Consider the following 23,040-nt stretch of genomic DNA (forward strand, 5'->3'; position numbering starts at 1 on the left):
CACGGGGTGTGCCGAACGGATGTCAGCCGTTGAAACCGGTGATGGCAAGGGCCCTGCTGATCCCATCCAGGGGATGCGGCACGTCCTCGACGGCGGCAGCGGACTCCGGGAAGGGCAGGGTCTCCGTCCGGCTCAGGTCCCACGCCATGCTTGCGCTCAGGCTGATGCCCCGGGGCCCGGTCCTCCGGGTAGTCCCGCGGATCAGCAGCAGCCGGGTCCCGAACAGGAGCGGACCGGCGGTTTCCTGCGCTTCGTGGAAGAAGACCGAATCCACGCAGCCGGTGCCGTCGTCGATACTGATGAAAACCACCCTCCTGCCGCCGCGCATGGGGGGTGTCTGGGTTGCCACCCGCACGCCTGCCACCAGCACTTCCGTGCCGTTGCGCAGGTTGAGGAGCTGATCCGCGGTGGTGACACCCAGTTTTTCCAGCAGAGGCCGGTGGCTTTCCATTAGGTGGGTACTGACGTCGACGGCCATGAGATCGAGTTCTGCCCTGACGTTTTCAACCAGCGTGGGGGCGGGCAGGCCGGGTTTGAGGTTGCGCAGTTCAATGTCCCCCAGGGGCAGGGAGAGTTGTCCGTCAACCACATCAGTACCTTTGCGGGGCCCGGTGGAAGACTGCAGCTGCTGCAGGTGGTGCACCAGGTCCGCCCGGTTGGCAGGGCCACCTGCTTCGCGGTGCAGGGAGTCGAAGGCACCCAGTTGGGCAAGGCGCCTGATGCTTGGCTTGCTGAGCCGCGAGCGCGCCCTGAGGTCTGCCAAAGAGTCATAAGGCTGTCCGGCAACGATCCGCTTCAATTCGGCAGCAGACAACCCGTAGATCCCGTTGAGGCTGAGCCGGATCCCCAGCTTTCCCGCGTCCTGTCCGGACGCTATCCGCTCAACCCGGTATTCGGCTTTGCTCCGGTTGATGTCCAGGGGAAGGATGGGGATGCCCAGCCGGCGGGCCTCAGCCACCAACAGCCGTTTTGGGTACATGCCGGGGTCGTGTTCCCACAAGCCGGCAAGGAAGGCTTCGGGGTGATGTGCCTTCAGCCATGCCGACTGGTAGGTGGGGACGGCGAAAGCGGCTCCATGGGCCTTGCAGAAGCCGAAACTGGCGAAGGACTTCAGTGTCCCCCACACCTTGTCCACCACGTCAGGGGAATATCCCCTCCCTTTGGCGTTCCTGCGGAAGTATTCCTCTACCTGCGCTTCACCGCTCTCGCTTCCCAACGACCGGCGGAATTCGTCTGCCTTGGCCAGCCCGCAGCCGGTCATGGTGTCCAGGGTTTTGAGGATCTGCTCGTGGAAGACCGTGACGCCATGGGTTTCCTGAAGCACCGGTTTGAGGTCCGGGTGGGGATAGACCTCAGGAGCGAACCCGTGCCGGTGTTCCAGGAAGGGCCGCACCATGTCCGATTTCATGGGGCCCGGGCGGAACAGCGAGATGTCGATGATGAGGTCGTTGAACTCCCTTGGCGCCATCTTGCCGATCAGTTCCCGCTGCCCGGGGGATTCTATCTGGAAGCAGCCAAGGGTGTGGGTGCTCCGGATCAGCTCATAGGTAGCTTCGTCGTCGAGGGGAACAGCATTGAGGTCAATCCTGCCATCGGCCGCTATGTAGTCGGGCCCGGAGCCGTCAGGGCCTTGCGGGTGGCCGCCTGCCGCCACCACTTCCTCTTTGCCGGGGTGTATCCGGATAATCTCCCGGACGGCGAACGCCATGGCACTTTGCATCCGGACGCCCAGCACATCGAGCTTGAGCATTCCCATGGGGTCCATGTCATGTTTATCGAACTGGCTCATGGGCAGTCCCAGGCCGCTTGGCTGGACCGGGGTACGGTCCAGGAGCGTGGCATCTCCCAGGATCACTCCGCAGGGGTGCATGGAAATATGCCTTGGGAGCCGGTCGAGGCGTTCGGTCAGGTCCACCAGGAGATCCAACTGCTGGTTCCCATCGGTGTCGCGCCGCTCAACCCGGCCCGCAAATTCCCGCAGCTCGGGTTTTTCCTGCAGCGCCTCACGGAACTTCCGCGCGGAAAACCGCCACAACTGCTTGGCAATCTCCCCCACTTCGTCGTCGTCCATGCCCAGCGCCAGGCCGGCGTCGCGCACTGCTCCCCGTGCCCGGTATCCGTTCTGCATGCTCATCAGGGTGACCCGCTCGGATCCAAAGCGTTCAAAAATCCGGCGGTAGACGTTGTGGCGCTCAGCGCTTTCGACGTCGATGTCAATATCGGGAAGGGTGGCGCGGTCGTTGGAGAGGAAGCGTTCAAAAATCAGGTCATGCTGGAGCGGGTTCACATGGCTGACCTCGATCAGGTAGTTGACCAGGCTGGAGGCCCCCGACCCCCTGGCAGCAGCCCTGACCCCCATATCCTGGATCATCCGGGAAACCTCAGCCACCGTCAGGAAGTAGGAAGAGAAGCCAAGGTTGTGGATGATCCCCAGCTCATGGTCCAGCCGGGCAAGTACTGCCTGTTCCGCCATACCGTTGACGCCAGGGAAACGCCTGCCGATTCCTGCCTGGCAGCGCTGGATAAGTTCGGCGTGGGGATCCTGGTTGATGCCGATGACGGATGCCTCCGGTACCACGGGCTGCTTCCAGCCCATGTCGTTGACGGGATCGATGCGGCAGAGGTCGGCGAGCGCCTCTGTCTGTGCCATCAGCTGCTTAAGGTCAGCGGCCCCATACCCTGCAGCGGAAATGATTTCCCTGCCCAGCCCCAGCATCTGTTCCCGGGTTTTCAGCCATCCCTGTCCGGTGGGCTGAAGGAGCGGCTCGCCCGCCAGTTCCGGCAGTGACTTCAGGGTCCGTGCAGAGTCAAGGACGTCGGCTGTGGGTGCTCCATCCGCCGCGCAGTACCGCACAGCGTTGGTGATGATGGCAGGTATGTGGTGTTCCTCGGCCAACCTGAGCATGCGGACAGCATGCGCAGTGCTGAATGGCGTCCCCGGTGCACTGAGCTGGGAGACGATTTCCGCCACCACCGTTCCTGCCGGCATTGCGTCCACCCATTGTTTGAACAGGGTGCGGGGACGCAGGTAGCGCCGTCCACCCATGGCCCGTCCCACATCTGAGTCAGGGCCCAGCAGGACGGTCAGCACCGGTTTAAGGGTTTGGGGGTCAAGGGTACGGGAAGCGAGTTCGGCGCGGGTGACCGCGGCAGGTACCGCTCCCCCTGCTTTCCCTGAGGTCCTGGCATGGGCATCGGACACCAGCCGGCAGAGCGCCCGGTACCCTGCGCCGTTGTTGTGGCCCCGGGCGAGGACCACTACCCTGCCGGAGACCTGCGTACGGTGATCGCCGTCGTCGTCAAATACTGCAAGGTCCACCCCAACGATGGGGTCGATGCCCGCAGCCATACAGGCTTTGAGGTGCTTAATGGTTCCGTAGAGGCCGTCCCTGTCTGTGCAGGCAAGGGCGGTAGCGCCGTCCGCGGCGGCTGCCATGGCAAGTTCCTCTGGCCAGGAGACGCCGTAGTGGGCACTGAACGCAGTGGAGACGTGAAGGTGGGTGAAACTCATACTGTTCCGCGTTCAAGCAGTTCTGTGGCGTAAACCGTCATGGATCCGCAGCAGGCGCCAGCGGCCGCTTCGGATATGGCGGGTCAGGTCAAGGGTGAGGGGTTCCACTCCGGCGGCGTCTTCCGGAGCTCCGGGGCGGGATGTCCTGCCGACAGGCAGGACCTGGACCCGCCAGATTTCGTGGTCCACCACACCTGCCCCGCTTCCCAGTGGTGCCCTGCTGTCCTCAGCCCACCACTGCCGGCGTTCGTACCAGCGCACGGGTTCTGCGCAGAGAGCGTAGGGCCTGCCAGCCCATGTCAAAGATTCAGGCTGACCGGAAGCGGAACACACCACGTCAACGGATTCGCTGAACATGCCCATGCACACCTCCCGGACGAGCTTCCTGTACTGGCATTCGAATATGTATTCGAATAAAGCCAGTCTACGCCGGGTGGGAAGTAAAAAATAGCCGGGGGTGGACGGGGCGTGCGGCAGGGAGCAGGATGATGGCATGAGTACCGATGACGCACTCCTGAAGCAGGCAAGCATCAAGACCCAGGACTCCACGCTGGTAGCCACATTCGATATCGATGGCGCCATTCCGGGATCCGGCGCCTACGTGGTGGGCCTGATGGGAGCCTCACCGGACTATTCCTTACAGCGCCGGCTGTGCATCGAGTTCATGAACGGGGAGGCCATCGCCTGCTACTCGTTCAACCGTGACCAGGGAATCGAGGAAGACTACGACCTGGCAGGAGTTTCCCATTCGGAAAACAGCATCACTGGAAGCTTTCCCCTGACAGCCTTGAACGGGCTCGGACAGAGCCATGTGCTGTCCGCATTCAGCGAGGCGGACGGACGGGAGTTCCAGCATGGAGTGCCGGTGGAGGAAGCCCTTTAGGGCCTCCTCCACCCATCTGCTAGCTGTTTTCTTTGTGGATCTTCAGTTCAAGTTCGATGAACGCTGAGATCATCGCCCGGTAGGTTGACTCCACAATGTCCGGGTCGATGTCCTTTTTTTCGGCCGCGGAGCGGACATGTTCGATGATGCGTTCCACCCGGCCAGGGGCCCGTACTTCAGCGTCATCACCCTTGAGCGTCCCGGCAATCCTGATCAGCCGTTCGCGGCGCGCGATGAGGGTGACAATCTGCTCGTCCACCTCGTCAACGGCAACCCGGACGGCAGCGAGCTGTTCCCTGTCGGCCCGGGCATCCCTATCGTTTCCTTGAATTGTCGCCATCATCTGACAGTATCGAAGCATGCAGCCCAGAGTCGACTTTATCTCCCTCGGTGTCCGCAGCGTCCAGGATTCCCGCGCCTTCTATGTCGATGGCCTTGGCTGGCCCGTCCACCGCGAAGTTACCGGGGAGGTGCTCTTCATCCAGGTGAACCATGGTCTGGTGCTTTCACTGTGGGACGCGCGCCAGATGCAGGCGGAGGCCCTCACCAACGCACCCGCCGGCGTTCCCTGCATCACCCTCAGCCATAACTGTCAAAGCCCTGCAGAGGTGGACACGGTCATGGAAGAGGCGGCGGCAGCAGGCGCTGCCATCATTGCGGAGCCGGTCACCCAGCCGTGGGGCGGCTACACGGGGTACTTCGCAGATCCCGACGGCTTCCGCTGGGAAGTGGCGTACAACCCCGCGTGGGCAGTGGACGACGCCGGCACGGTCACCGTGTGATGACCGGCCCCGCCGGGCGGGGCTGCTTGAACGGTGCTGCTTGGACAGGGCTGCCATACAGGCACCTCCGCGGCGCAACAACACCAGGGAATACCGAAAGCCGCGCTACCGTTGACCGTAAGGAAACCTTTCAAGCGACATTTAGGAGATCCCTGTGGACTTCACTCCCGAATCCGGCACCATCACCATGTTTTCCACCACCTGGTGCGGCTACTGCAACCGGCTGAAGAAGCAGCTGGATGCGCAGGGCATCGGGTACACCGAAATCAACATCGAAGAGGTTGACGGCACCGCCGAACTCGTGGAGCAGCTCAACGGCGGCAACCGCACCGTTCCCACGGTTCTCTTCCCGGACGGCACCGCGGCCACGAACCCGTCGGCTGCCGAGGTCAAGAGCCGCCTGGCCGCCTAGGCACTCCACCGGCGGCGCTGCCGCAGGACTGATGCGGGTCATGCCCCCAGGCTGCTGAACGAAGCAGTTTCCAGGGTGGCATGGCCCGCATACGTTTCCAGGAGGGCCTGCTCAACGGCCGCGACATCCACTCCGGGCACCAGGTCATCCGCGGCGCCGGCGGTGGCGGGGTCCCAGTCCAGGCCCAGGGCCGCATACGTGTCTGTGAGGACTTTGCGGATGGGGGCGGAATTTTCCACCACGATGACTGAGCTGAAGAGCCAGCCGCCGGACACCACCCGTTGGGCAGTTCCCACCAATTTCACCTGCCGCGAGCTGTCCGCCGGGTCGGTGCCGTGTACGCTGAATTCGCCGGGACAGTACTCCCCCGGAATTTCCCCCACCGCCGCCTGAACACCGACGCGCTGCAGGGCCCGCGCAAAGAGCTCCCCGAAGTAACCGAACCGCGCTTTGGACCCGGCAACGGCGTCCGCATCCGGTTCGACGTGGTCCACTACCAGGGTGCCCTGGTGGTAGGCCGCTGCGCGCCCCCCGGCCCTGCGGACCAGTGGTTCAAAGCCATTGTCCCGGCAGGCCTGCGCTGCCGCATCAAAGCCGGGCAGCCGGGTGTCCCGCTGTCCGAATGCCACGGTGGGGGCCGGGCGGTACAGCCGCAGGGTGGGGCCTACGCTTCCACTCCTTGCCCTGGCCAGCAGCTCGAGTCCGAACTCCAGGTCCCGGCCGGCGCCGAGCGACAGGTCCTGGCGGACCACGGTGAGCGTGCGGAGTCCGGTTCCCGTGTGGTGCATCGTGGTGAAACTCCCTTGGGCTCAGGCGTCGGCAAGTTCAGTGCCGGCAGGTTCGACGGTGGCGGCCGGAGAGGCCTCACCTAGGTTACGCCCGACGGCGGCAGCAGCCTTAACGCCGGCGCCCTACCCACAGCGCATGCAGTAAAGGGACTGCGGAGACAGCCATCAGCACATTGCCCAGCACCAGGTCATCGGCGCGCACGATGGCACCGGCGACCAGCAGGGAACCGAAGACAACGGCGGAAGCGGAGCGTCGTACGGCCTTTTCCACGCGGGCGGCCTGGCGCTCCAGCCGCGGGACGGCCACCTGCAGTGACCCCTCCTCCATACGGGCGGCAAGGGCGTCAAGCCTTCCCGGCAGGCGCAGGGCAACACCTGCAGCGTCGAGGGCCTGGCGCGCCACATCCTGCACCAGGTTGCCGCGTTCGTCGCGCAGCAATTGCGCCGCATACGGTTCCACCGAATCCCAAAGGTTGAACCGCTCGTCCAGGGCACTGCAAACGCCGGACGTCAGCGACATGGCCCGGATGATGAGCAGGAAGTTCTCGGGAAGCTGGAATGGCAGGGAGCGGACCACGTCACCGAACTCCACCGCAAAGTCGCGGAACTCCCGCGGGTCCACTTCGCGCAGTTCGGCGAAGCCCATGCCGCCAAAACGGGCAAAGAGCTGCGTCATGGCCCGCTCCAGCGCCGCACTGTCAGCCGACGGCATCAGCACGCCTACGTCATTGATGGCCGCCACGAGTCCCTTGCCGTCGCGGGCGGCTGCAGCAATCACCAGCTTCCGCAGGCCGCTGCGGGTGGAGGCGGTCACCTCGCCCATCATGCCGAAATCGATGAACGTCAGTTTCCAGGGCAGTTCCCCTGTTCCTGCCGTGGCCGGGGTGACGAAGATGTTCCCGGGGTGCGGGTCGGCATGGAAGAAGCCGTTGGTGAAGAGCTGGTCGAACATGATGGCCGCGAACGCGGGGGCAACCTGCGCAGGGTCGATGCCGGCGGCACGCAGTGCGTGGACGTCGGTGATCTTGATGGCCGTGACGTCTTCGAGGGTGAGTACCCGGCGCGTGGTTCGTTCCCAGACCACGGACGGTACCGCCACGCGCCCGTCGCCGGCGAAGTCCGCCGCGAAACGCTCTGCGTTGACGGCCTCCTGGAGGTAGTCGATTTCCGCAAGGCTGGTTTGGGCAAATTCCTCCACCAGCGCCGGCATGTCGGCGCGGCGGGACACGAGCCGGACGTGGCTGAGCCAGCCTGCGACCTTCCGGAGGGCAGCGAGGTCGACGTCGACGACGGCGCCGATGCCCGGCCGCTGAACCTTGACCACCACCGCCCCAAGTCCCGTGTCAGCGGCGTCCATTGGATTCAGGTGGGCCCGATGGGCCTGGCCCAGCGAAGCTGCCGCGATGGGCGTCTGGTCCACGGAGTCGAAGACGCGCGCCAGTGGAGTCCCAAGTTCCTGCGCCGCCAGTGCGGAGATCGCCGGAAAAGCCACCGGGGGGACCTCGTCCTGCAGCCCTTCGAGTTCCTTGGTGATCTCCGGCGGGAGGACATCGAGCCTCGAGGACAGGAACTGGCCCACCTTGATCATCAGGCCGCCAAGTTCCACCGCGAGGTCGTGGAACCTCTGGGCGAAACGCCGCATCCTCCGGGAGCGGGTCTGCGCGGCTATCCGGCCCAGTCCAATCCGGGGCAGGAACAGCTCGAACCACCAGGTGGTGGCGAGGTGCCAGGCTGCGAACCGCAGGATCCGCCGGTAGCGCCCACGGTGCTCCCGCACGGGGATCGGCCGCTCATTCCCCTCCTGGACGGTCGACGCCACCCGCTTCAGTCCTGGGCAAGGATGCCATACAGCCGGCGGCGGGCCTCGTCCAGCACCGCCACCGCCTGCCGCACCTGGTCCGGTGACCCGGTACGGCCAACCTGCGCCGCGGCCTGCGCCAGCTCCATTCCGGCCCTTGGGAGGGAAGCAGTGCCGGCCGTCGTAGTTTCCGGATCCCAAGGGGCAGCACCATGGTGGGCAGCCACCTCCTCGCGTCCGGCTTCGGTCAGCGAGTAGATCTTGCGGCCGTTGGATTCCTCGGCGCTGATGGTTCCTTCATCGGCGAGCAGCTGCAGCGTGGGATAGACGGAGCCCGCGCTTGGCTTCCAGCTGCCGCCGCTGCGCTTCTCGATCTCCCGGATGACCTGGTACCCGTGCATGGGCCGTTCAGCAAGCAGGGCCAGCACTGCGGCCCGGACCTCGCCTTTCCCGGCCCGGGTACCGGCCCGCTTCTCGAAGCGCGAACGCAGCTCTTCGACGGCCTGCCACATTCCTTCGAGGTTGCTTCCGCCAAAAGCACCTGCAGGGTGTGAAGCACGCATGATGAACTCCTTCGTCAATCGCGAACGATATACAACGATACTCAGCGATACAGGACGGCACCAGAGCCGGAAGGGGACCGGGAGACCTGCAGCAGGCGCGGTAACTGCCGGCGCGGCCGGCTGCCGCGAAGTGCAGGATTCCCCGAAGCCTCAGGTCCTGCGCAGGGTGAGGATCTGTTCCGCGCGGCCGAACGGACCCTGCCGGTCGTGCAGCACAGTCGAGGTGAGGCCGATCCCGTCGCTGCCGAACGACACTGCGTTGTCCAGTCCCAGCCACTCCCCCTGGGGGCGGCGGTACATGTGGACCTGGAGGTCCAGGTTGGGAAATGCGTAGCTGTCTTTGCCCGGAGGGACCCGCGCGGCGATGCCGTTGGCGGTGTCCACCAGGCCCATCAGGCGGGCAAAGTCGCCGCTGTCCGCGGTGCTGGTCAGCGGGTGTTCGGTGCGGAGCCACACTTTTCCCGCACCCGGCCGGTGCCCTTCGGCCACCCGCATCTCGAGGGACCGGATGTAGCCGCCGGGCCAGACGGCGGAACCGTCATAGGGCTTGCATTCGTCAGGGCCGGGTATCGCTGCGTCCTCGACGGCGGCAACCTCACTGGTGTCGCTCGTGAGCATGCGCCAGCCGGTGGCACGGATCGCCGTCCTCCCGCCCGCCACCAGCTCGGCCTGCACCAGTTCGATGGTGCGGCCGGCCCGCAGTGTGGCGGTGTCGATCCGGAAGTCGCCGCCGGGGATCAGGCCAAGGATTTCGTAGCTGATGCGGGCCATCCGCATGTCATCCCTGGGCTGGTGCCGTTCCAAAAGGTCTGCCAGGAGGCCGGATGCCGGAGCCATGTGCTGCTCGTGGACATTCCAGGCGCCCTGCGCGTGGATGGTGGACCGGAACCGGCCGCCACCCAGGTCCTGGTAGTAGAAGTTGCCCTCGGCGAGTTCGGGCAGGTCTGCGGTCAAAGCTGGCCCCTTACGGAAGTTCAGTGAATTGCCACTAACTCTATCCTTCGCGGTGGACGGCACGCCGGGACGGCACACGAAATGTTGGAGGGTGCGGGTGGCAATCGGACTAGAGTAAGGAACTGGTCCTGTCGGCAACCCTCAAAAGAGGTGTTTCATGCGCGTCATCAGCTACAACCTACGCAAGCACAAGGCCAGCGGCGAGCTTCTCGCCCTGGCCCGGAACCATGACATCGATGCGCTGTGCCTCCAGGAGGTGGATGCCAGCGACCTCCCGGAAACCCTGGGCCCGCTTCACCTGGCGGACGCCACCAAGGGCAACCGGCTGGGATTGGCCATCTACTACCGGACCAGCCGGTTCACGGCGCTGGACACGCAGTCCTTTGCCCTGAAGAAATCCATGCATGACCGGGTGCTGGCCCCGGCCCACGAGCGGCTTATCGGCACCAGGGTGGTGGACAATGAAACCCAGCATGAGCTGGTTATCGGTTCATTCCATGCCGCGCCGCTGACGGCCTCCAACTCGCTGCGGCGCAAGCAGATCCATGCAGCGCACGCAGAACTGCTCAGCATGGGCAGGGGCCTGATGACCCTCATGGTGGGCGACTTCAACTACCCGTTCTTCACCAAGAACCTCGATATGCACATGAAGAACTCCGGCTATGCCCTCTCCCTGAGCAACCGCCGCACCTATACGCGGTACAAGGTGTTCAAGGGCCACTTCGACTTCGCCACCTCGCTGGGCCTCGACATTGCGAGCGTGGAAACCCTGCCGCGCGGCAACTCAGACCACCTGCCCATCCTGGTGAGCGCCGAATACGGCGAGGGCTACTAGCGGGGCTCCGCCAGCCCGTCCAGCGCCACCAGCAGGTCCGGCCACGCTGCCGCGAAACCGGGATGCAGGTCCAGGGAATCCACCTCGGCAACCGGAACCCAGAGCAGGGCGATACTCTCGGGATCGCTGATGACGGGGTCGAAGGATTCCTGCACCTGAACCACCACCGTGGTGTAGGACCAGTAACCATGGTCCAGCACCGAGGTGAACAGCACCTCCACGCTCTCCGACGGGACGGCAGCCTCCTCCCGGGCTTCCCGGAGGGCGCCCTCAACCGCTTCCTCACCTTCGTGCAGCGCACCGCCGGGCAGGCCCCAGGTTCCGCCGTTATGGCTCCATACGGCGCGGTGCTGCAGGAGGACTCCCCTGGCCGGATCCCAGGCCAGGACGCCGGCCGCGCCAAACCTGCCCCAGAACCGGCCGCGCTCGCCTTCCACCCAGGCGTCGCCGGGATCGCGGGGGCCGGTCCGCTGCGGCGGAGTGGAAGACAGGCTGGAGGTAGGGAAATGGTCCATTGCCCCAGTTTGACAGGTGAAGCGGCGGGACGTCAGGTGCCCTGCCCGTGGTCGACGGCGAAATCACCGCCGGGATACATGACAGTTTCGTGGCCGTCGTCGAACCGGACAAGATAGGGCGGCCCACCACCCGGACCCCGCACCTCCAGGATCACCCCGTGCCGGTCTGCGGACCCCACATTCCTGCCGCGCACCACGATCCGGTCACCTTGGGCTGCCTCCATGGCAATCACCTCCACGCCCCAAGGGTACGGCTCGCGGACGCGCCGGAAAAGGGCCGCATGGCAGGATTCCGGTATGCCGTTGAACCTCCTGCTGCTCGCCGACACCCATGTACCCAAACGCGCCCGGGACCTGCCGGAACAGGTGTGGTCCGCCGTCGAAAAGGCCGACGTGGTCTTCCACGCCGGCGACTGGGTGGAGGCAGCGCTGCTGGACCAATTCGAACGCCGGAGCAAGCGGCTGCTGGCCGTCCATGGCAATAACGACGGCCCTGAATTACGCCGGCGCCTGCCCGAAACGGCAACCGTCACTCTGGCCGGAGTCCGCTTTGCGATGGTCCATGAGACCGGCCAGGCCAAGGGCCGCGAACTTCGGTGCGAAGCACTCTATCCCGATGCCGATGTGTTGGTGTTCGGCCATAGCCACATCCCCTGGGACACGGTCTCGCCGCGCGGCCTGCGCTTGCTGAACCCGGGTTCCCCCACGGACCGCCGCCGCCAGCCCTCCTGCACGTTCATGGAGGGTGTGGTAGACGCCGGCCGGTTGACTGACGTCAGGCTGGTGGGAGTCCGGCAGGGCTGACGCGCCAGTGCCCGCGGCCGCTTGGCAGGGCGGTATCCATTGCCTAGGCTGGGAACCGTAAGCATGCTTAGCTTCCAGCTGTGGCGTTTTGACCGCAGGATGCTTCAGTTCCGGGGCGACGAAGAAGCCCGAGTCCGCACGAACAGGAGGAGCACCATGACTGACCAGTACACCTTCCGCAATCCCGTAACTGCCTACGAAAAGATCTCCCCGCCCAAGCAGCACCAGCCCGAACCGGGCCTCGACGCGGGACTGCAACCCAAGGCCGACCTGGGCGAAGAAACCTACCGCGGCACCGGCCGGCTGGAAGGCCGCCGCGCCATTGTGACCGGCGCGGACTCCGGGATCGGCGCCGCAACGGCCATTGCCTTCGCCAGGGAAGGCGCCGACGTCGTGCTTTCCTACCTGCCGCAGGAAGAGGAGGACGCCTCGCGCATTGCCGGGCTCATCGAGGCGGCCGGCCGCAAGGCCGTCAAGGCGCCGGGCGACCTCAAGGACCCTGCGGCGTGCCGGGACCTGGTGGACACCGCTGTGGCCGTCCTGGGCGGGGTGGACATCCTGGTCAACAATGCCGGCAAGCAGGTAGCCCAGGAGGATCTGCAGGATATTACCGACGAGCAGTTCGACCACACCCTGAAGACAAATGTCTACGCCATGTTCTGGGTGACCAAGGCCGCCGTCCCGCACATGCCGGCTGGCTCGACCATAATCAACACGACGTCCATCCAGGCATACAACCCCTCGCCCACGCTGGTGGATTACGCCACCACCAAGGCCAGCATCAACAACTTCACGAAGGGCCTGGCCCAGCAGCTGGCGCCCAAGGGAATCCGGGTGAACGCAGTGGCTCCGGGGCCGATCTGGACACCGCTGCAGGTCAGCAGCGGGCAGCCAAAGGAGGAACTGCCGGAGTTTGGGCAGTCCACTCCCCTGGGCCGTGCAGGCCAGCCGGCCGAACTGGCACCCGCGTACGTCTTCCTGGCCTCGCCTGAGTCAAGCTACGTGGTGGGCGAGACGCTGAACGTCAACGGCGGCAGCCCCACGCCCTAGCAACACCCACGGGCCCGGCTGGCCCCGCCGGCAGGCGTCACCCGGCTTCCTGGCCGGCCAGGAGCTCGTCGGTGGAAGGGTCCGGCTCGCCGTCGAAGAACTGGGCCAGGACGGTCTTGAACACTGTTTCTCCGGGCGCGGCCCGGAGGAACAGTGTCATGGACGACCGCAGCTTCTTGGCGTCGATGCCGCCAAAAATCTCGTCGGCCGACTGTTCAGCGTGGTTGGCCAGGACCAGCGCGCATTCCAGGAGTCGCGGCCCCAGGACTTCATGGTCCAGGTAGGCGCGGGCCTCGGCCAGCGAGGAGATGGCGTATTTGCGGGAGGTGGCACTCTGCCCCAGCCCGGCGATCTGCGGAAAGATGAACCACATCCAGTGCCCGGACTTGCGGCCGACTTGAAGCTCCCCCAGCGCCTGCTCATAGGTTCCGCCGCTGTTTTGGGCGGCGACAAAACGTTCAAGGTCAAAGGGCTCATGCATAGGGATCTCCTGGGTTCATTGTTAAAGCGCCAAATCTTTTTCAAGGGCAGCGGCCGCTGCCTGCAGCTGGGGGTCGGGATCGCCGCGCCACCGGGCCAGGACAACGCCGGCCCGCTGGCGGTCCCGCTCCCCGAGCCCGGCCAGCAGCGGAGCCAGGACATCGGCAAGCAAGGGCTCCGTCAGGTCGGTTGCCTGGGCGGACCGAAGGAACCCTTCCAGCCGGGTCAAATCCGAATGCCGGAGCAGCCGCACCCTTGACTGCAGCAGCACCACGGCGGCCAGGCGCCGCTCGAACACGGGACGGGAGCCTGGTCGCGGCTGCCCCCACAGGGCGGAGGCCAGCATCACCGTTCCATCGTGGTCAAGGTCCTTGAACTTGCGCAGCGCGTCCCGAACCGTGCCGCGGACGGCCCCCACGGAAGATCCGTAGGAGGCCAGCACCCCGCCCAGCCGGGCTCCGACGTCGTCCGCCCGATACCAGGCGCCCTCGTTCCGAAGGGTCCGGTCAACAAACTCCGCCGCCGCGGAAACGACGTCCGCAGCGGTCATCGCCCGCGCCCTGAGGAGGCATGCCGGATGCAAAACGGAGTCCACGGCCGGGCCTCCAGCCTGCCTTCCGCGATGGGCTCCCCGCACTCGGCGCAGGTTCCGTAGGTGCCCGCGGCCAACCGGGCCAGGGCCGCCTCGATCTGGTCAAGGCCAGCTGAGCTTTGCTTCAGGAGCGCCGCGGCCTGCGACAACTCGAAGGCTATCGTGGCGCCTTCCGGATCGTGTTCGTCGTCCACATTGGAGTCCTGGCGGGCTGAATTAGCCGCCTCGATGTCGGCCCGCAGCGCCGGCAGCAGCGCCATCCGCCGCTCCCGCTCCTCCTCGAGCAGCGCGTGGAACCGGTCGAAATCTGGCATGGGGAAAGCCTAGCGCGTCCGTCAGTGCCGGTTCAGGCGTACACGCCATCCATACGATTGCTCAATCCGAGAGGAGAAACTCGTATGTTATCCAAATGTGACAATTACTCCGAGCGCGGGTTATGGTCTTTTGGTGTCCCTCTCAGACGGGACATTCCCGTCAGCATGCCGAGCCCTGCCGCTGACCATGGGATTCAACCGCTCCAGCTGGCAGGGACGGGGGAACCAAGTTTCCACGGCCACTTGCGGCCTTGGGGTTAAGTCGACAGCGCCTCCGTCCATCGCGGAGTCACTCCGGCCGGGTATCTCCAGCCCGAACCCGACAGCTCACCCCGCAGGCATGGGAGAGGCGATCAACCGTGTCAAAAAATTCCACTACCGCCCGTCACCGCGCGACTCCGGCCCGCTCCATTGCGCTCGAAGGCATCGCCGTGACAGCCAGGTCCCAGGCCCGCTCGCTGGGCCGTCCCGCACTCGCCGTTGCAGCAGCCTCCGGCATTGCCTTCGGCGTCGGCGCCCCGGCCCACGCCGGTGTGACCGGTCCGGACACCACTGAGAAGACCAATGTCCAGGCATACTCCGCGCCCGCTGCCCCCGCCGCGGCCACGGGCACCATCCACACTGTTGTTTCCGGAGACACCCTGGGTGCCATCGCGACGGCCTACGGCGTCAGCCTGAACGACGTCCTGTCCGCCAACGGACTGGGACTGTCCTCGATCATCTACCCGGGCGACCAGATCCGGATTCCCGGCGCCGGTTACACCGCCGCACCGGCTCCCGCCCCGGCAGCAGCTCCCGTCCAGGCTGCGGCAGCCACGGCCCCCGCGAACACCGGCATGAACATGTCCTACGCGTCCGCCACCACCGGAACCGGAACCGGCGCTGCCATCCTGGCGTCCGCTTACAGCCAGATCGGTGTGAACCAGGACTGCACCGCCATGGTGGAAAAGGCCCTGCGTTCGGTCGGCAAGAGCGTTGGCGACCTCGCCCCCACGCAGTTCTTCCAATACGGCACCGTGGTAGGCAGCCCGGCGCCCGGCGACTTGATCATCACCTCCGGCCACGTTGGTGTCTACGCTGGTGCCGGCCAGGTTGTCAGCGGCGGCGTCAACGGCTACACCACGCAGGTCCACCCCATCAGCTGGCTCAGCGGCTACTCCGTGGTCCGCGTAGCCTAACCTGCGGGCAGGCGGCCGCCTCCCAGGAGGTCCGGCCAGAGCAGGAGGGCGGCGTCCGGTGTATCCGGCCGCCGCCCTCCTGTCGTTTGCCATCCGGCCGCCACCTGCAGCCAGGCCTCAAGGCAGGTGCGCGGCGAACCTCAGGTTCCGCAGAACGTCATGTATTTGCCAAAGTCTTCCGGCGGCCCTTCCATGTAGTGTTCCAGCCCGGGCCGCTCGGTGAAGGGATTGCTGACGGCATCCAGCAGCTGCTGCAGGGGTGCCAGGTCTCCGGCAGTGGCGGCGGACAAAGCCTCCTCCACGAGATGGTTCCTGGGGATGTAAGCGGGGTTTACGCTGTCCATCAACCCGGCGTCGGGCCTGAGCTCCTGCCACCTTTGCGCCCACGCGTCGAAGGCTGCCAGGTCAAGCACCATGCCGCGGACCGGACGGAGATCGCCCCTTGCCGCGTTGCCAAGGTTCCGGAAGAAGCTGGTGTAGTCCACCGGGCCGTCCTGGAGGATGGCAATGGCGTCATCAATGAGTCCCGAGACGGCGTCCGGGTGGCCCTCCCTGGCGTGCTCCAGGCCCAGCTTCTTCCCCATGCCGCTGGACCACGCCTTGCTGTAGTGTCCGCGGAAACCGCCCAGTACCTCGACGGCCGGGGCCACCGCCTTTTCCTGGTCCTCGTCGATGAGCGGCAGCATTGCCTCGGCAAGCCTGGCAAGGTTCCATTCGGCCAGCACAGGCTGGTTGGCGTAGGCGTAGCGGCCGCTGACGTCGATGGAACTGTAGACGGCTGCGGGATTGAAGGTGTCCATGAAGGCGCAGGGGCCGTAGTCGATGGTCTCCCCGGAGATGGTCATGTTGTCCGTGTTCATGACGCCGTGGACGAATCCGGCCAGCATCCACTGTGCCACCAGTTCAGCCTGCGCTGAGACGACGGAACCGAACAATGCCAGGTAGGGATTTTCCGCGTGGGCGGCGCGCGGGTAGTGCCGGCTGATGGCGTGGTCGGCCAGCCTCTTCAGGAGGTCCAGGTTTTCCGTGGCCCGGGCGTACTGGAAGCTGCCCACGCGCAGGTGGCTGGCTGCGACCCGGGCCAGCACGGCGCCGGGCAGCATGCCCTCGCGCCGTACCTGGCGCCCGGTGGCCACGACGGCGAGCGAGCGGGTGGTGGGAATGTGCAGTGCGTGCATGGCCTCACTGACCAGGTACTCACGCAGCATGGGTCCGACGACGGCCCGGCCGTCCCCGGCGCGGGCGAAAGGCGTGCGCCCCGAACCTTTGAGATGGATGTCGAGGAGACGGCCGCTGCGGTCCGTGAGCTCACCCAGGAGGAGTGCGCGTCCGTCACCGAGCAGGGGCGAGTAACCGCCGAATTGGTGCCCGGCGTAGGCTTGCGCGACGGGGGTGGCACCGGGCGGTACATGGTTGCCGACCAGGAGCCGCACGCCCTCGGGACTGCGCAGGTATTCCGGGTCCAGGCCCAGGTCATGGGCGAGCGTCTCATTCAGGACCAGGAGCTCGGGGCCGGGCGCTTCCTCGGCCTGCCAGGGAACGGCCAGCTCCGTCAGTTCCCGGGCGAAGCGGCCGTCAAAAGCCACGGTGGATTCAGCTGCTGCCGTCATGCTTTAACCCTATCGCCGTCGCTGGTCGCGCAGACTCCCCAACTGGTTGCCGCCGCCGGGGAACGGGAATGCGGTCCAGGTCCTTGGCGGCAATGACCGTCGTGCCGGGGGCACGGGCCCTTGCCTGCCCTGCAAGAAAAGTGGCGTCGTCGCCGTACCGTGACGAGAAATGCGTGAGCACCAGGGTCCGCGACTTCCCGGACGCCGCGAGCTCCCCTGCCTGCCCGGCCGTAAGGTGCAGGTATTGCTGCGCCAGCCCGCCGTCGTCGTCGCTGAACGTTGACTCAGTGACCAGCAGGTCGGTGCCGTCTGCCAGTTCCTCTGCGCCCGGGCAGGGCGCGGTGTCCATGATGAAGCCAAAGCGCTGGCCCGGCCTGGGGATGCTCACGTCGGCCACGCTGACCGCACCCATCGTGCCCTGGCGCTGCAGCCGTCCAACGTCCCGCCCCTGGATTCCTGCCGCCTTGAGCCGGTCAGGCAGGAAGGTGCGGCCGTCCGGCTCGGTGAGCAGGTAGCCATATGTCTCGATCCGGTGTTTCAGGGGCCGGATCTCCAGGCCCTCGGCGACAGGCCCGCTCCCGGCATGCGGGTGCAGCCGGAGGTCGACGCCGGGCGCACTGACGGCTATGAGGGCCCGGACCACTTGGTCCCCGGTGGCCGGATAGTGCAGGTGGACGGGGTGTTCCACGCCATCCAGTGCCATCCGCGAGAGGACGCCGGGCAGGCCGAAACAGTGGTCCCCGTGCACGTGGGTAAGGCAGATCCGGGTGATGTCGCCGGCGGCCACCCCCGCGTGGATCATCTGGCGCTGGGTTCCCTCGCCGGGGTCGAACAGCAGCCCCTGGCCGTCCCAGCCCAGGAAGTAACCGTTGTGGTTCCGGGTCCGGGTGGGAACCTGGGACGCGGTGCCCAGGACCACGAGTTCACGCACCGCCGGCGCCCGCCGTTCCGGCGTGCAGCCCTTTGACGTAGGCGGCCTGGCCGAGATGCTGGAGGCAGTCCCCCAGAATGCTGACCAGCCGCACGCCAAGGGTGACCGGTGGATCCCAATGCCTGTCGATGACCCGGTCGAGGTCCGGATCATCCGTCCCCTCCAGGACCCCGGCGGTCTGCCGGTGGACCGCCTGGTAATACTCCAGCAGGAGTTCCGCGGGGGCGCGGACAGCGTCCACCTGGCGGCTCGAGTGCCCGTAACCGGTGTCACTGTCACCCAGGGGAAGGTCGAAGCGGGATTGGAACCCGCCGGCTTTCCATACCTGTTCCATCCCTGCAGCGGAGGCAACCTGGGCATCTTCCACCCGGGCCGTATGCCATATCAGCCACGCGATGGAGTTGCCGTTGCCGGCGGGGCGACGCTGCAGGTCCGCCTCGTTGAGCCCCTCCAGAGTATGCCGGACAAGCCCGGGGAGCCGGCCGAAGGCTTCCAGCAGCAGTTCCTTGGAGTGCATGTGCGTCCTCCCACGGCCTCCGCGGCCGCCTCGTGCCCGCGTCCCCTGACTGGGCCGCTAGTGTTCCAGATCGTCAGGCTCGAACTCGCTGAGCGGAGAGCCGCCGAAGTTTTCCTCGTCGTCGCTGGCATCCGCTCCCAGGCCTGCCGGCGCTTCACCAAAGTCGACGTCGGCCGCTGCTTCCCCCAGCGTGGGGGCGTCCGGCGGCACCTGTTCATCGCCTGAGCGGTAACGGGCCCGGACTGTTCCGTCCCGCAGCGTCTGGTCGCTCAGGAAATCCTCCTCTTCACCCGAAATGCCCTCGTCCTGCAGCAGCGGGTCTTCCTGCCAGTGGTCGGGGTTGTTCTCGGCAGCGCCGGGGTAGTTGTCAGGTTCGCCGGATACAGGGTCAAGTTCGAAGGAGGACGCGGCGCCCGGAGTTTCATCGAGAAGCACGTCGTTTTCCTGCACAACTTCGAGGTCATCGTCGGGAACGTTCTGTTCAGTCATCATGCTGCCTTTCTGGTTGACCGTAAGGCTGACAATAGTACGCATACTGACCAATGGGGATGGATGGGAATCACTGGGGTAAGAAAGGAAGGAAGCTGATTCGACGCTCACAGGCAACTAAGGAGAACACCATGGAACGAAACGCTGCACCGGACGGCCCCGCGGCGGAGCCGTCCGTGCCCCGGTCTGTCGCTGCCCGGATGTCCGGCCTCTGGCTGGACGGCCTGGGGCGGGCGAGCATCCGCGCGATCCAGACGCTCAGCGTGCTGGCGCTTGCCTGGGTAGTGGTGGTGGCAGCCACGCGGGTTCCGCTGGTCACCATCCCTGTCCTGGTCGCCCTGATCCTGGCCTCGGCAATGGCTCCCGCGGTCCGGTGGCTGTCGACGCACGGATGGCCGCGGGCGCTCGCCGTACTGTCGTCCTTCCTGGTGATCGTGGCCGTTGCCTCCGGCGTGGTGGGCGGCATCGTCGCCCTGGTAAGGCAGCAGGCTTCCGTCCTCGCCGCCCGGGCAGAAGCAGGGATCGCCCAGTTGCAGCAATTCATCACCACCGGACCCGTCGCCCTGACGAATGCCCAGATAGACGCCGCCCGCAGCGAGTTCCAGAAGTTCCTCGCCGGAGGTACTTTGGGTGCCGACGCCCTGACCGGGCTGCGGACTGCCGGTGAAATCGTTGCTGGATCCATCCTGACGGCAGTGATCCTTTTCTTCTTCCTCAAGGACGGCGAAAAGATCCGGTCCTTCCTGTTTGGTTTCCTGCCCGGGAGCCGCCAGGGCAAGGCCCACCTGGCCGCCGAACGCAGCATCGTGGTGCTGGGCGGCTACGTCCGCGGGACCCTCATCATTGCCGCCATTGACGCCGTGATCATCCTGGTGGGCCTCCTGATCCTGCAGGTCCCGCTTGCGGTCCCCCTGGCCGCAGTGGTCTTCCTGGGCGGGTTCATACCCATCATTGGTGCCACCTCTGCGGGGAGCCTCGCAGTGCTGGTGGCTCTTGTGGAGAACGGACCTGTTCCCGCGCTTATTGTCTTGGTGCTCCTGGTGGCCGCCAACCAGTTCGAGCACCACATCCTCCAACCGCTCTTCATGGGCAGGGTCCTGCGGATCCACGGGCTGGTCATCATCCTTGCCCTGGCGGCGGGGGCAACGCTGGCCGGCGTCATCGGGGCGCTGCTGGCGGTCCCCCTGGCCGCCGTCGGGTGGACCATCTTCAAGACCATTGCCGAAAAGGACACGCCCGGCCCGGAGCCCATCGCACCGGCAATGCCCGGGGAATAGAGCCTGAACAGCGCTTCTGTGACCTTTGGCCCTACAGTCCCCTAGTCCCGGGGGCCACTCTTGAAAGGCAGGAAGCCAGTTCCCCAAACGAGCAGGAAGTGCGGCCATGACATCCCGGAAACCCATCGCTGTTGGCACCGACGACTCAGCACCGAGCCAGGCCGCCGTCCTCTGGGCAGCCCGCCGCGCACACCGCGCGGGGCTGCCGCTGGTGATCCTCCACGTGGTGGACAACCGGTGGGTTTCTGAACCGTACCCCTGGTTCGGAACCCTCCAGCAGGCCGGTGAAGAACTCCTCAAGACCGCCGCCGGCCGCCTCGAAGGGACCGTGCCCATCACGCCTGACACAGAACTGCTGACCGGCAGTGTGGGAGGGTCGCTGGCAAAATACTCCAAGAAGACCTCGATGATGGTCATTGGCTCCGGCAGCGGGCACTTCGGGGGTACCCTCGCCGACCGTGCGCTCCAGGTGGCCACGGCTGCCAAGGTGCCGGTCGCCGTCGTTGGCACCCAGGACCTGGAAGGCCGGACCGGGGTTGTGGTGGGCGTTGACGGGTCCGCCGAGGCCACGCAAGCCGTCGCCTTCGCGGCCGCTGAAGCGGACCGGGAAGGCGATGAACTCACCGTTGTCTACGCCGTGAATGCCCCGAATCCCATAGTCGACGCCGGCCTGACACCTGGCGCCCTCGCGGAGGCCATCGTGGACGAGGAACGGGTGGTGCTCTCCGAGACTGTCGCCGGGCTCAAGGAAGACTACCCGGACCTGACCGTGCACCAGCGGCTTGAAACCGAACGAGGCGCGGTGGACGCGCTCGTCCAGGCTGCTGCCGGGGCGCGGTTGCTGGTGGTGGGCAGCCGCGGCAGGGGGGCCTTCAAGCGCCTGCTGCTCGGTTCCACTGCACACGGGGTCCTGAGGCACCTTCCCTGCCCCACCGTCATCACGCGGACTGACGAAGCACTCAACACCATCTAGGCCGGTCCGCCTGCCGTTCCCGTTGCCACGCCTTTGCGAACTCCGCCGCGGAAGGTCAGGACGCCATGAAGAAACCCGCCGCCATCATCATGCTGATCCTCGGGATCCTCATCACGCTTCCCGGGCTGGCCGCTTTGGCGGGCGGTGCCGTGGCATCCGCGGTGGGGTCGGTCCAGGGTGACGGTTACCTGACCTCCGGCACGTCACGCTTCTCCGTCAACTCCTTTGCCCTGACGTCGCCGCGGGCCGGCGCCATGGGCGAGGACGTCCCGGGAAGGGTCCCGTTCGATATCGGCACCCTCAGGCTGCGGGTTGCGCCGGTGGTGCCGGACAAACCAGTGTTCGTCGGCATCGGCCGGCAGTCCGACGTCGAACAGTACCTGTCCGGCGTGCACCACTCGGAATTGCTCAATATCCGGCAGCGGCCTTTCCGCGCTGACTACCGCGACGTGCCGGGCGGCAACCCGCCGGGGCCACCGGCCGGCCAGGGCTTCTGGACGGCATCCGTCTCAGGTACCGGGGAACAGGAGCTTACCTGGAGTATCACCCCCGGCGCGTGGGAAGTGGTGGTCATGAACGCAGACGCTTCTCCCGGCATTGACGTCCAGGCGCAGGCAGGCTTCCGTTCCGACCTCATCCGCCCTGCAGCAATTGCCCTGCTGGTGGGCGGGGCCATTGCCCTGGTGGTTGGCATACCGCTCATCATTGTCGGCGCGGCAGGACTGGGCAGGCACACACAGCCTCCCGTTGGGGGACCGCCAACGGGAGGCCCAACCTATCCGGGCGCAACGTATCCTGATCCGGCGTATCCGGCTCCGGCGTATCCGGCTCCGGCGTATCCGGCTCCGGGACATCAGCAGCGAGCACCGGCAGGCGGGTGGGACCAGTCGGAGTCAACGCCCGGGACCGCGCCCATCCCGCCGCCCCAGCCCTTTATCCCTGTCCCCGGCGGCCCTGCACCGTACCCTGCGAGGCTTTTCGGTGAGCTCGACCCAGGACTCTCACGGTGGATGTGGCTGGTCAAATGGTTCCTGGCGATACCGCATTTCATCCTCCTGTTCTTCCTTTGGTTCGCGTTCGTCATCACAACCATCGTGGCCGGGTTCGCCGTCCTGTTTACGGGCCGGTATCCAAGGGCGCTCTTTGACTTCAACGTAGGCGTGATGCGGTGGAACTGGCGGGTGGCGTTCTACGCGTACGCTGCCGTGGGCACCGACCTGTACCCGCCCTTCACCCTCAAACGCACCGCCTACCCCGCAGATTTTGATGTGGACTATCCGGAGCGGCTCTCCCGCGGCCTGGTCCTGGTGAAATGGTGGCTGCTGTCCATTCCACACCTTCTGCTGATCGCAGCGTTTACCAACACCACGTGGAGGTGGCGCGCGGACACGAACGTCGACGGAACAACCTATGTCCAGGACGCCGGGCCGTCCCTGCTGGGACTCCTGGTCCTGATCGCGGCAGTCATCCTGCTGTTCACCGGCCGCTACCAGCGGCCGCTGTTCGACTTCATCCTTGGCATCGACCGCTGGATCTACCGGGTGCTGGTGTATACAGCGCTGATGCGGGATGAGTATCCGCCGTTCCGGCTCGACCAGGGGCCGGCCGAACCCGTGTGGCCGGCGGAGGCCGCTCCCCCGGCGGCTCCCCCGGCGGCTGCCCGGCCCGCAAGTGCCCCGCCCACAGGGTCACCGCCGGGCGGCACCCCTCCCGCAGGTGCCCCGTGACCTTCGGCCCTAGCCCGGCTGCGGGCACCCGGGCATGATGGGCCCTGACAGCGCGGT

The 23,040-nt window shown here is 66.1% G+C and carries 26 protein-coding genes and 1 riboswitch; of the genes, 10 read left to right on the top strand and 16 right to left on the bottom strand.

What is annotated here, in order from left to right; all coding sequences use genetic code 11:
- Nucleotides 1-22: 22 nt before the first annotated feature.
- A complete protein-coding gene (locus J2X98_RS07360) occupies nucleotides 23-3,511 on the bottom strand; it encodes a DNA polymerase III subunit alpha (RefSeq protein ID WP_307306133.1) in 3,489 nt (1,162 codons plus the stop codon).
- A 12-nt stretch (nucleotides 3,512-3,523) separates the two neighbouring features.
- A complete protein-coding gene (locus J2X98_RS07365) occupies nucleotides 3,524-3,874 on the bottom strand; it encodes a DUF6504 family protein (RefSeq protein WP_141941615.1) in 351 nt (116 codons plus the stop codon).
- A gap of 130 nt (nucleotides 3,875-4,004) precedes the next feature.
- Here J2X98_RS07365 and J2X98_RS07370 point away from each other — a divergent pair, with 130 nt between their 5' ends.
- Nucleotides 4,005-4,394 carry a hypothetical protein gene (locus J2X98_RS07370; protein ID WP_141941617.1) on the top strand — a complete coding sequence of 130 codons (390 nt, stop codon included), beginning with the start codon at nucleotides 4,005-4,007 and terminating at the stop codon, nucleotides 4,392-4,394.
- Nucleotides 4,395-4,413: 19 nt separating this feature from the next.
- Here J2X98_RS07370 and J2X98_RS07375 read toward each other — a convergent pair whose 3' ends face one another.
- Entirely contained in the window at nucleotides 4,414-4,737 is a 324-nt protein-coding gene (locus J2X98_RS07375) for a chorismate mutase (RefSeq protein ID WP_141941618.1), read from the bottom strand.
- 16 nt (nucleotides 4,738-4,753) lie between these two features.
- On the opposite strand from J2X98_RS07375, the gene J2X98_RS07380 reads away from it, so the two are divergent.
- Both J2X98_RS07380 and J2X98_RS07385 read left to right on the top strand, forming a co-directional pair.
- On the top strand, nucleotides 4,754-5,176 hold the full coding sequence (locus tag J2X98_RS07380; RefSeq protein WP_141941620.1) for a VOC family protein: 423 nt from the start codon (nucleotides 4,754-4,756) through the stop codon (nucleotides 5,174-5,176).
- A 154-nt stretch (nucleotides 5,177-5,330) separates the two neighbouring features.
- On the top strand, nucleotides 5,331-5,588 hold the full coding sequence (locus tag J2X98_RS07385; RefSeq protein WP_141941622.1) for a mycoredoxin: 258 nt from the start codon (nucleotides 5,331-5,333) through the stop codon (nucleotides 5,586-5,588).
- A gap of 38 nt (nucleotides 5,589-5,626) precedes the next feature.
- On the opposite strand, the gene J2X98_RS07390 is transcribed toward J2X98_RS07385, so the two are convergent.
- The 4 genes from J2X98_RS07390 to J2X98_RS07405 all read right to left on the bottom strand — a co-directional run bounded on the left by J2X98_RS07390 (nucleotide 5,627) and on the right by J2X98_RS07405 (nucleotide 9,691).
- Nucleotides 5,627-6,376 (bottom strand): lipoate--protein ligase family protein, encoded by a 750-nt coding sequence (locus tag J2X98_RS07390; RefSeq protein WP_141941624.1) that lies wholly within the window; start codon nucleotides 6,374-6,376, stop codon nucleotides 5,627-5,629.
- Nucleotides 6,377-6,485: 109 nt separating this feature from the next.
- Nucleotides 6,486-8,195 carry an ABC1 kinase family protein gene (locus tag J2X98_RS07395; RefSeq protein ID WP_307306140.1) on the bottom strand — a complete coding sequence of 570 codons (1,710 nt, stop codon included), beginning with the start codon at nucleotides 8,193-8,195 and terminating at the stop codon, nucleotides 6,486-6,488.
- 5 nt (nucleotides 8,196-8,200) lie between these two features.
- Nucleotides 8,201-8,737: a PadR family transcriptional regulator gene (locus tag J2X98_RS07400; protein WP_307306142.1), complete on the bottom strand. Its 537-nt coding sequence runs from the start codon at nucleotides 8,735-8,737 to the stop codon at nucleotides 8,201-8,203.
- A gap of 150 nt (nucleotides 8,738-8,887) precedes the next feature.
- Nucleotides 8,888-9,691, bottom strand: a complete 804-nt coding sequence (locus J2X98_RS07405; protein ID WP_307306144.1) for a thioesterase family protein — start codon at nucleotides 9,689-9,691, stop codon at nucleotides 8,888-8,890.
- Between the two features lie 157 nt (nucleotides 9,692-9,848).
- On the opposite strand from J2X98_RS07405, the gene J2X98_RS07410 reads away from it, so the two are divergent.
- Complete coding sequence (locus J2X98_RS07410; protein ID WP_141941631.1) at nucleotides 9,849-10,526, top strand: endonuclease/exonuclease/phosphatase family protein; 678 nt, start codon at nucleotides 9,849-9,851, stop codon at nucleotides 10,524-10,526.
- Here the strand turns inward: J2X98_RS07410 and J2X98_RS07415 are convergent.
- Nucleotides 10,523-11,041 carry an NUDIX hydrolase gene (locus tag J2X98_RS07415; protein WP_307306147.1) on the bottom strand — a complete coding sequence of 173 codons (519 nt, stop codon included), beginning with the start codon at nucleotides 11,039-11,041 and terminating at the stop codon, nucleotides 10,523-10,525. The two genes, J2X98_RS07410 and J2X98_RS07415, sit on opposite strands and share 4 nt — an antisense overlap.
- A gap of 32 nt (nucleotides 11,042-11,073) precedes the next feature.
- Nucleotides 11,074-11,265 (bottom strand): DUF1918 domain-containing protein, encoded by a 192-nt coding sequence (locus J2X98_RS07420; protein ID WP_141946349.1) that lies wholly within the window; start codon nucleotides 11,263-11,265, stop codon nucleotides 11,074-11,076.
- 73 nt (nucleotides 11,266-11,338) lie between these two features.
- Here J2X98_RS07420 and J2X98_RS07425 point away from each other — a divergent pair, with 73 nt between their 5' ends.
- Both J2X98_RS07425 and J2X98_RS07430 read left to right on the top strand, forming a co-directional pair.
- Complete coding sequence (locus J2X98_RS07425; protein WP_307306149.1) at nucleotides 11,339-11,845, top strand: metallophosphoesterase family protein; 507 nt, start codon at nucleotides 11,339-11,341, stop codon at nucleotides 11,843-11,845.
- Between the two features lie 156 nt (nucleotides 11,846-12,001).
- A complete protein-coding gene (locus J2X98_RS07430; RefSeq protein ID WP_307306151.1) occupies nucleotides 12,002-12,895 on the top strand; it encodes a glucose 1-dehydrogenase in 894 nt (297 codons plus the stop codon).
- 37 nt (nucleotides 12,896-12,932) lie between these two features.
- Here the strand turns inward: J2X98_RS07430 and J2X98_RS07435 are convergent, their stop codons facing one another.
- From J2X98_RS07435 to J2X98_RS07445, 3 genes are read right to left on the bottom strand one after another with little or no spacing between them, the layout of a single operon-like run.
- The gene (locus tag J2X98_RS07435; RefSeq protein ID WP_141941638.1) at nucleotides 12,933-13,376 is read right to left on the bottom strand and encodes a DUF1810 domain-containing protein; all 444 of its coding nucleotides are present in this window, start codon (nucleotides 13,374-13,376) and stop codon (nucleotides 12,933-12,935) included.
- A gap of 21 nt (nucleotides 13,377-13,397) precedes the next feature.
- Entirely contained in the window at nucleotides 13,398-13,925 is a 528-nt protein-coding gene (locus J2X98_RS07440; protein ID WP_307306156.1) for a DNA alkylation repair protein, read from the bottom strand.
- Entirely contained in the window at nucleotides 13,922-14,281 is a 360-nt protein-coding gene (locus tag J2X98_RS07445) for a TraR/DksA family transcriptional regulator (RefSeq protein WP_307306158.1), read from the bottom strand. The genes J2X98_RS07440 and J2X98_RS07445 overlap by 4 nt, the downstream gene beginning before the upstream one ends.
- A gap of 189 nt (nucleotides 14,282-14,470) precedes the next feature.
- A riboswitch (cyclic di-AMP (ydaO/yuaA leader) is annotated at nucleotides 14,471-14,637 on the top strand.
- A gap of 3 nt (nucleotides 14,638-14,640) precedes the next feature.
- On the opposite strand from J2X98_RS07445, the gene J2X98_RS07450 reads away from it, so the two are divergent.
- Nucleotides 14,641-15,459 (top strand): C40 family peptidase, encoded by an 819-nt coding sequence (locus tag J2X98_RS07450; protein WP_307306161.1) that lies wholly within the window; start codon nucleotides 14,641-14,643, stop codon nucleotides 15,457-15,459.
- A gap of 140 nt (nucleotides 15,460-15,599) precedes the next feature.
- On the opposite strand, the gene J2X98_RS07455 is transcribed toward J2X98_RS07450, so the two are convergent.
- Genes J2X98_RS07455 through J2X98_RS07470 form a run of 4 tightly spaced genes read right to left on the bottom strand, consistent with a single transcriptional unit; the run spans nucleotide 15,600 to nucleotide 19,009 of the window.
- Nucleotides 15,600-17,069 (bottom strand): protein adenylyltransferase SelO, encoded by a 1,470-nt coding sequence (locus J2X98_RS07455; RefSeq protein WP_307306163.1) that lies wholly within the window; start codon nucleotides 17,067-17,069, stop codon nucleotides 15,600-15,602.
- A complete protein-coding gene (locus J2X98_RS07460; RefSeq protein WP_307306165.1) occupies nucleotides 17,053-18,000 on the bottom strand; it encodes a ribonuclease Z in 948 nt (315 codons plus the stop codon). Before J2X98_RS07460 ends, J2X98_RS07455 begins: the two co-directional genes overlap by 17 nt.
- Nucleotides 17,993-18,517, bottom strand: a complete 525-nt coding sequence (locus tag J2X98_RS07465) for a mycothiol transferase (protein ID WP_141941650.1) — start codon at nucleotides 18,515-18,517, stop codon at nucleotides 17,993-17,995. Before J2X98_RS07465 ends, J2X98_RS07460 begins: the two co-directional genes overlap by 8 nt.
- Nucleotides 18,518-18,574: 57 nt before the next feature.
- The gene (locus J2X98_RS07470; RefSeq protein ID WP_307306169.1) at nucleotides 18,575-19,009 is read right to left on the bottom strand and encodes a hypothetical protein; all 435 of its coding nucleotides are present in this window, start codon (nucleotides 19,007-19,009) and stop codon (nucleotides 18,575-18,577) included.
- A gap of 128 nt (nucleotides 19,010-19,137) precedes the next feature.
- On the opposite strand from J2X98_RS07470, the gene J2X98_RS07475 reads away from it, so the two are divergent.
- From J2X98_RS07475 to J2X98_RS07485, 3 genes are all read left to right on the top strand, one after another.
- The gene (locus J2X98_RS07475) at nucleotides 19,138-20,283 is read left to right on the top strand and encodes an AI-2E family transporter (RefSeq protein WP_307306171.1); all 1,146 of its coding nucleotides are present in this window, start codon (nucleotides 19,138-19,140) and stop codon (nucleotides 20,281-20,283) included.
- A 106-nt stretch (nucleotides 20,284-20,389) separates the two neighbouring features.
- Nucleotides 20,390-21,256 carry a universal stress protein gene (locus J2X98_RS07480; RefSeq protein ID WP_141941652.1) on the top strand — a complete coding sequence of 289 codons (867 nt, stop codon included), beginning with the start codon at nucleotides 20,390-20,392 and terminating at the stop codon, nucleotides 21,254-21,256.
- A gap of 65 nt (nucleotides 21,257-21,321) precedes the next feature.
- Nucleotides 21,322-22,983, top strand: a complete 1,662-nt coding sequence (locus J2X98_RS07485; protein WP_307306173.1) for a DUF4389 domain-containing protein — start codon at nucleotides 21,322-21,324, stop codon at nucleotides 22,981-22,983.
- Nucleotides 22,984-23,040: the final 57 nt, after the last annotated feature.

It is taken from the genome of Pseudarthrobacter enclensis (genome assembly GCF_030811655.1).
Lineage (GTDB): Bacteria > Actinomycetota > Actinomycetes > Actinomycetales > Micrococcaceae > Arthrobacter > Arthrobacter enclensis_A.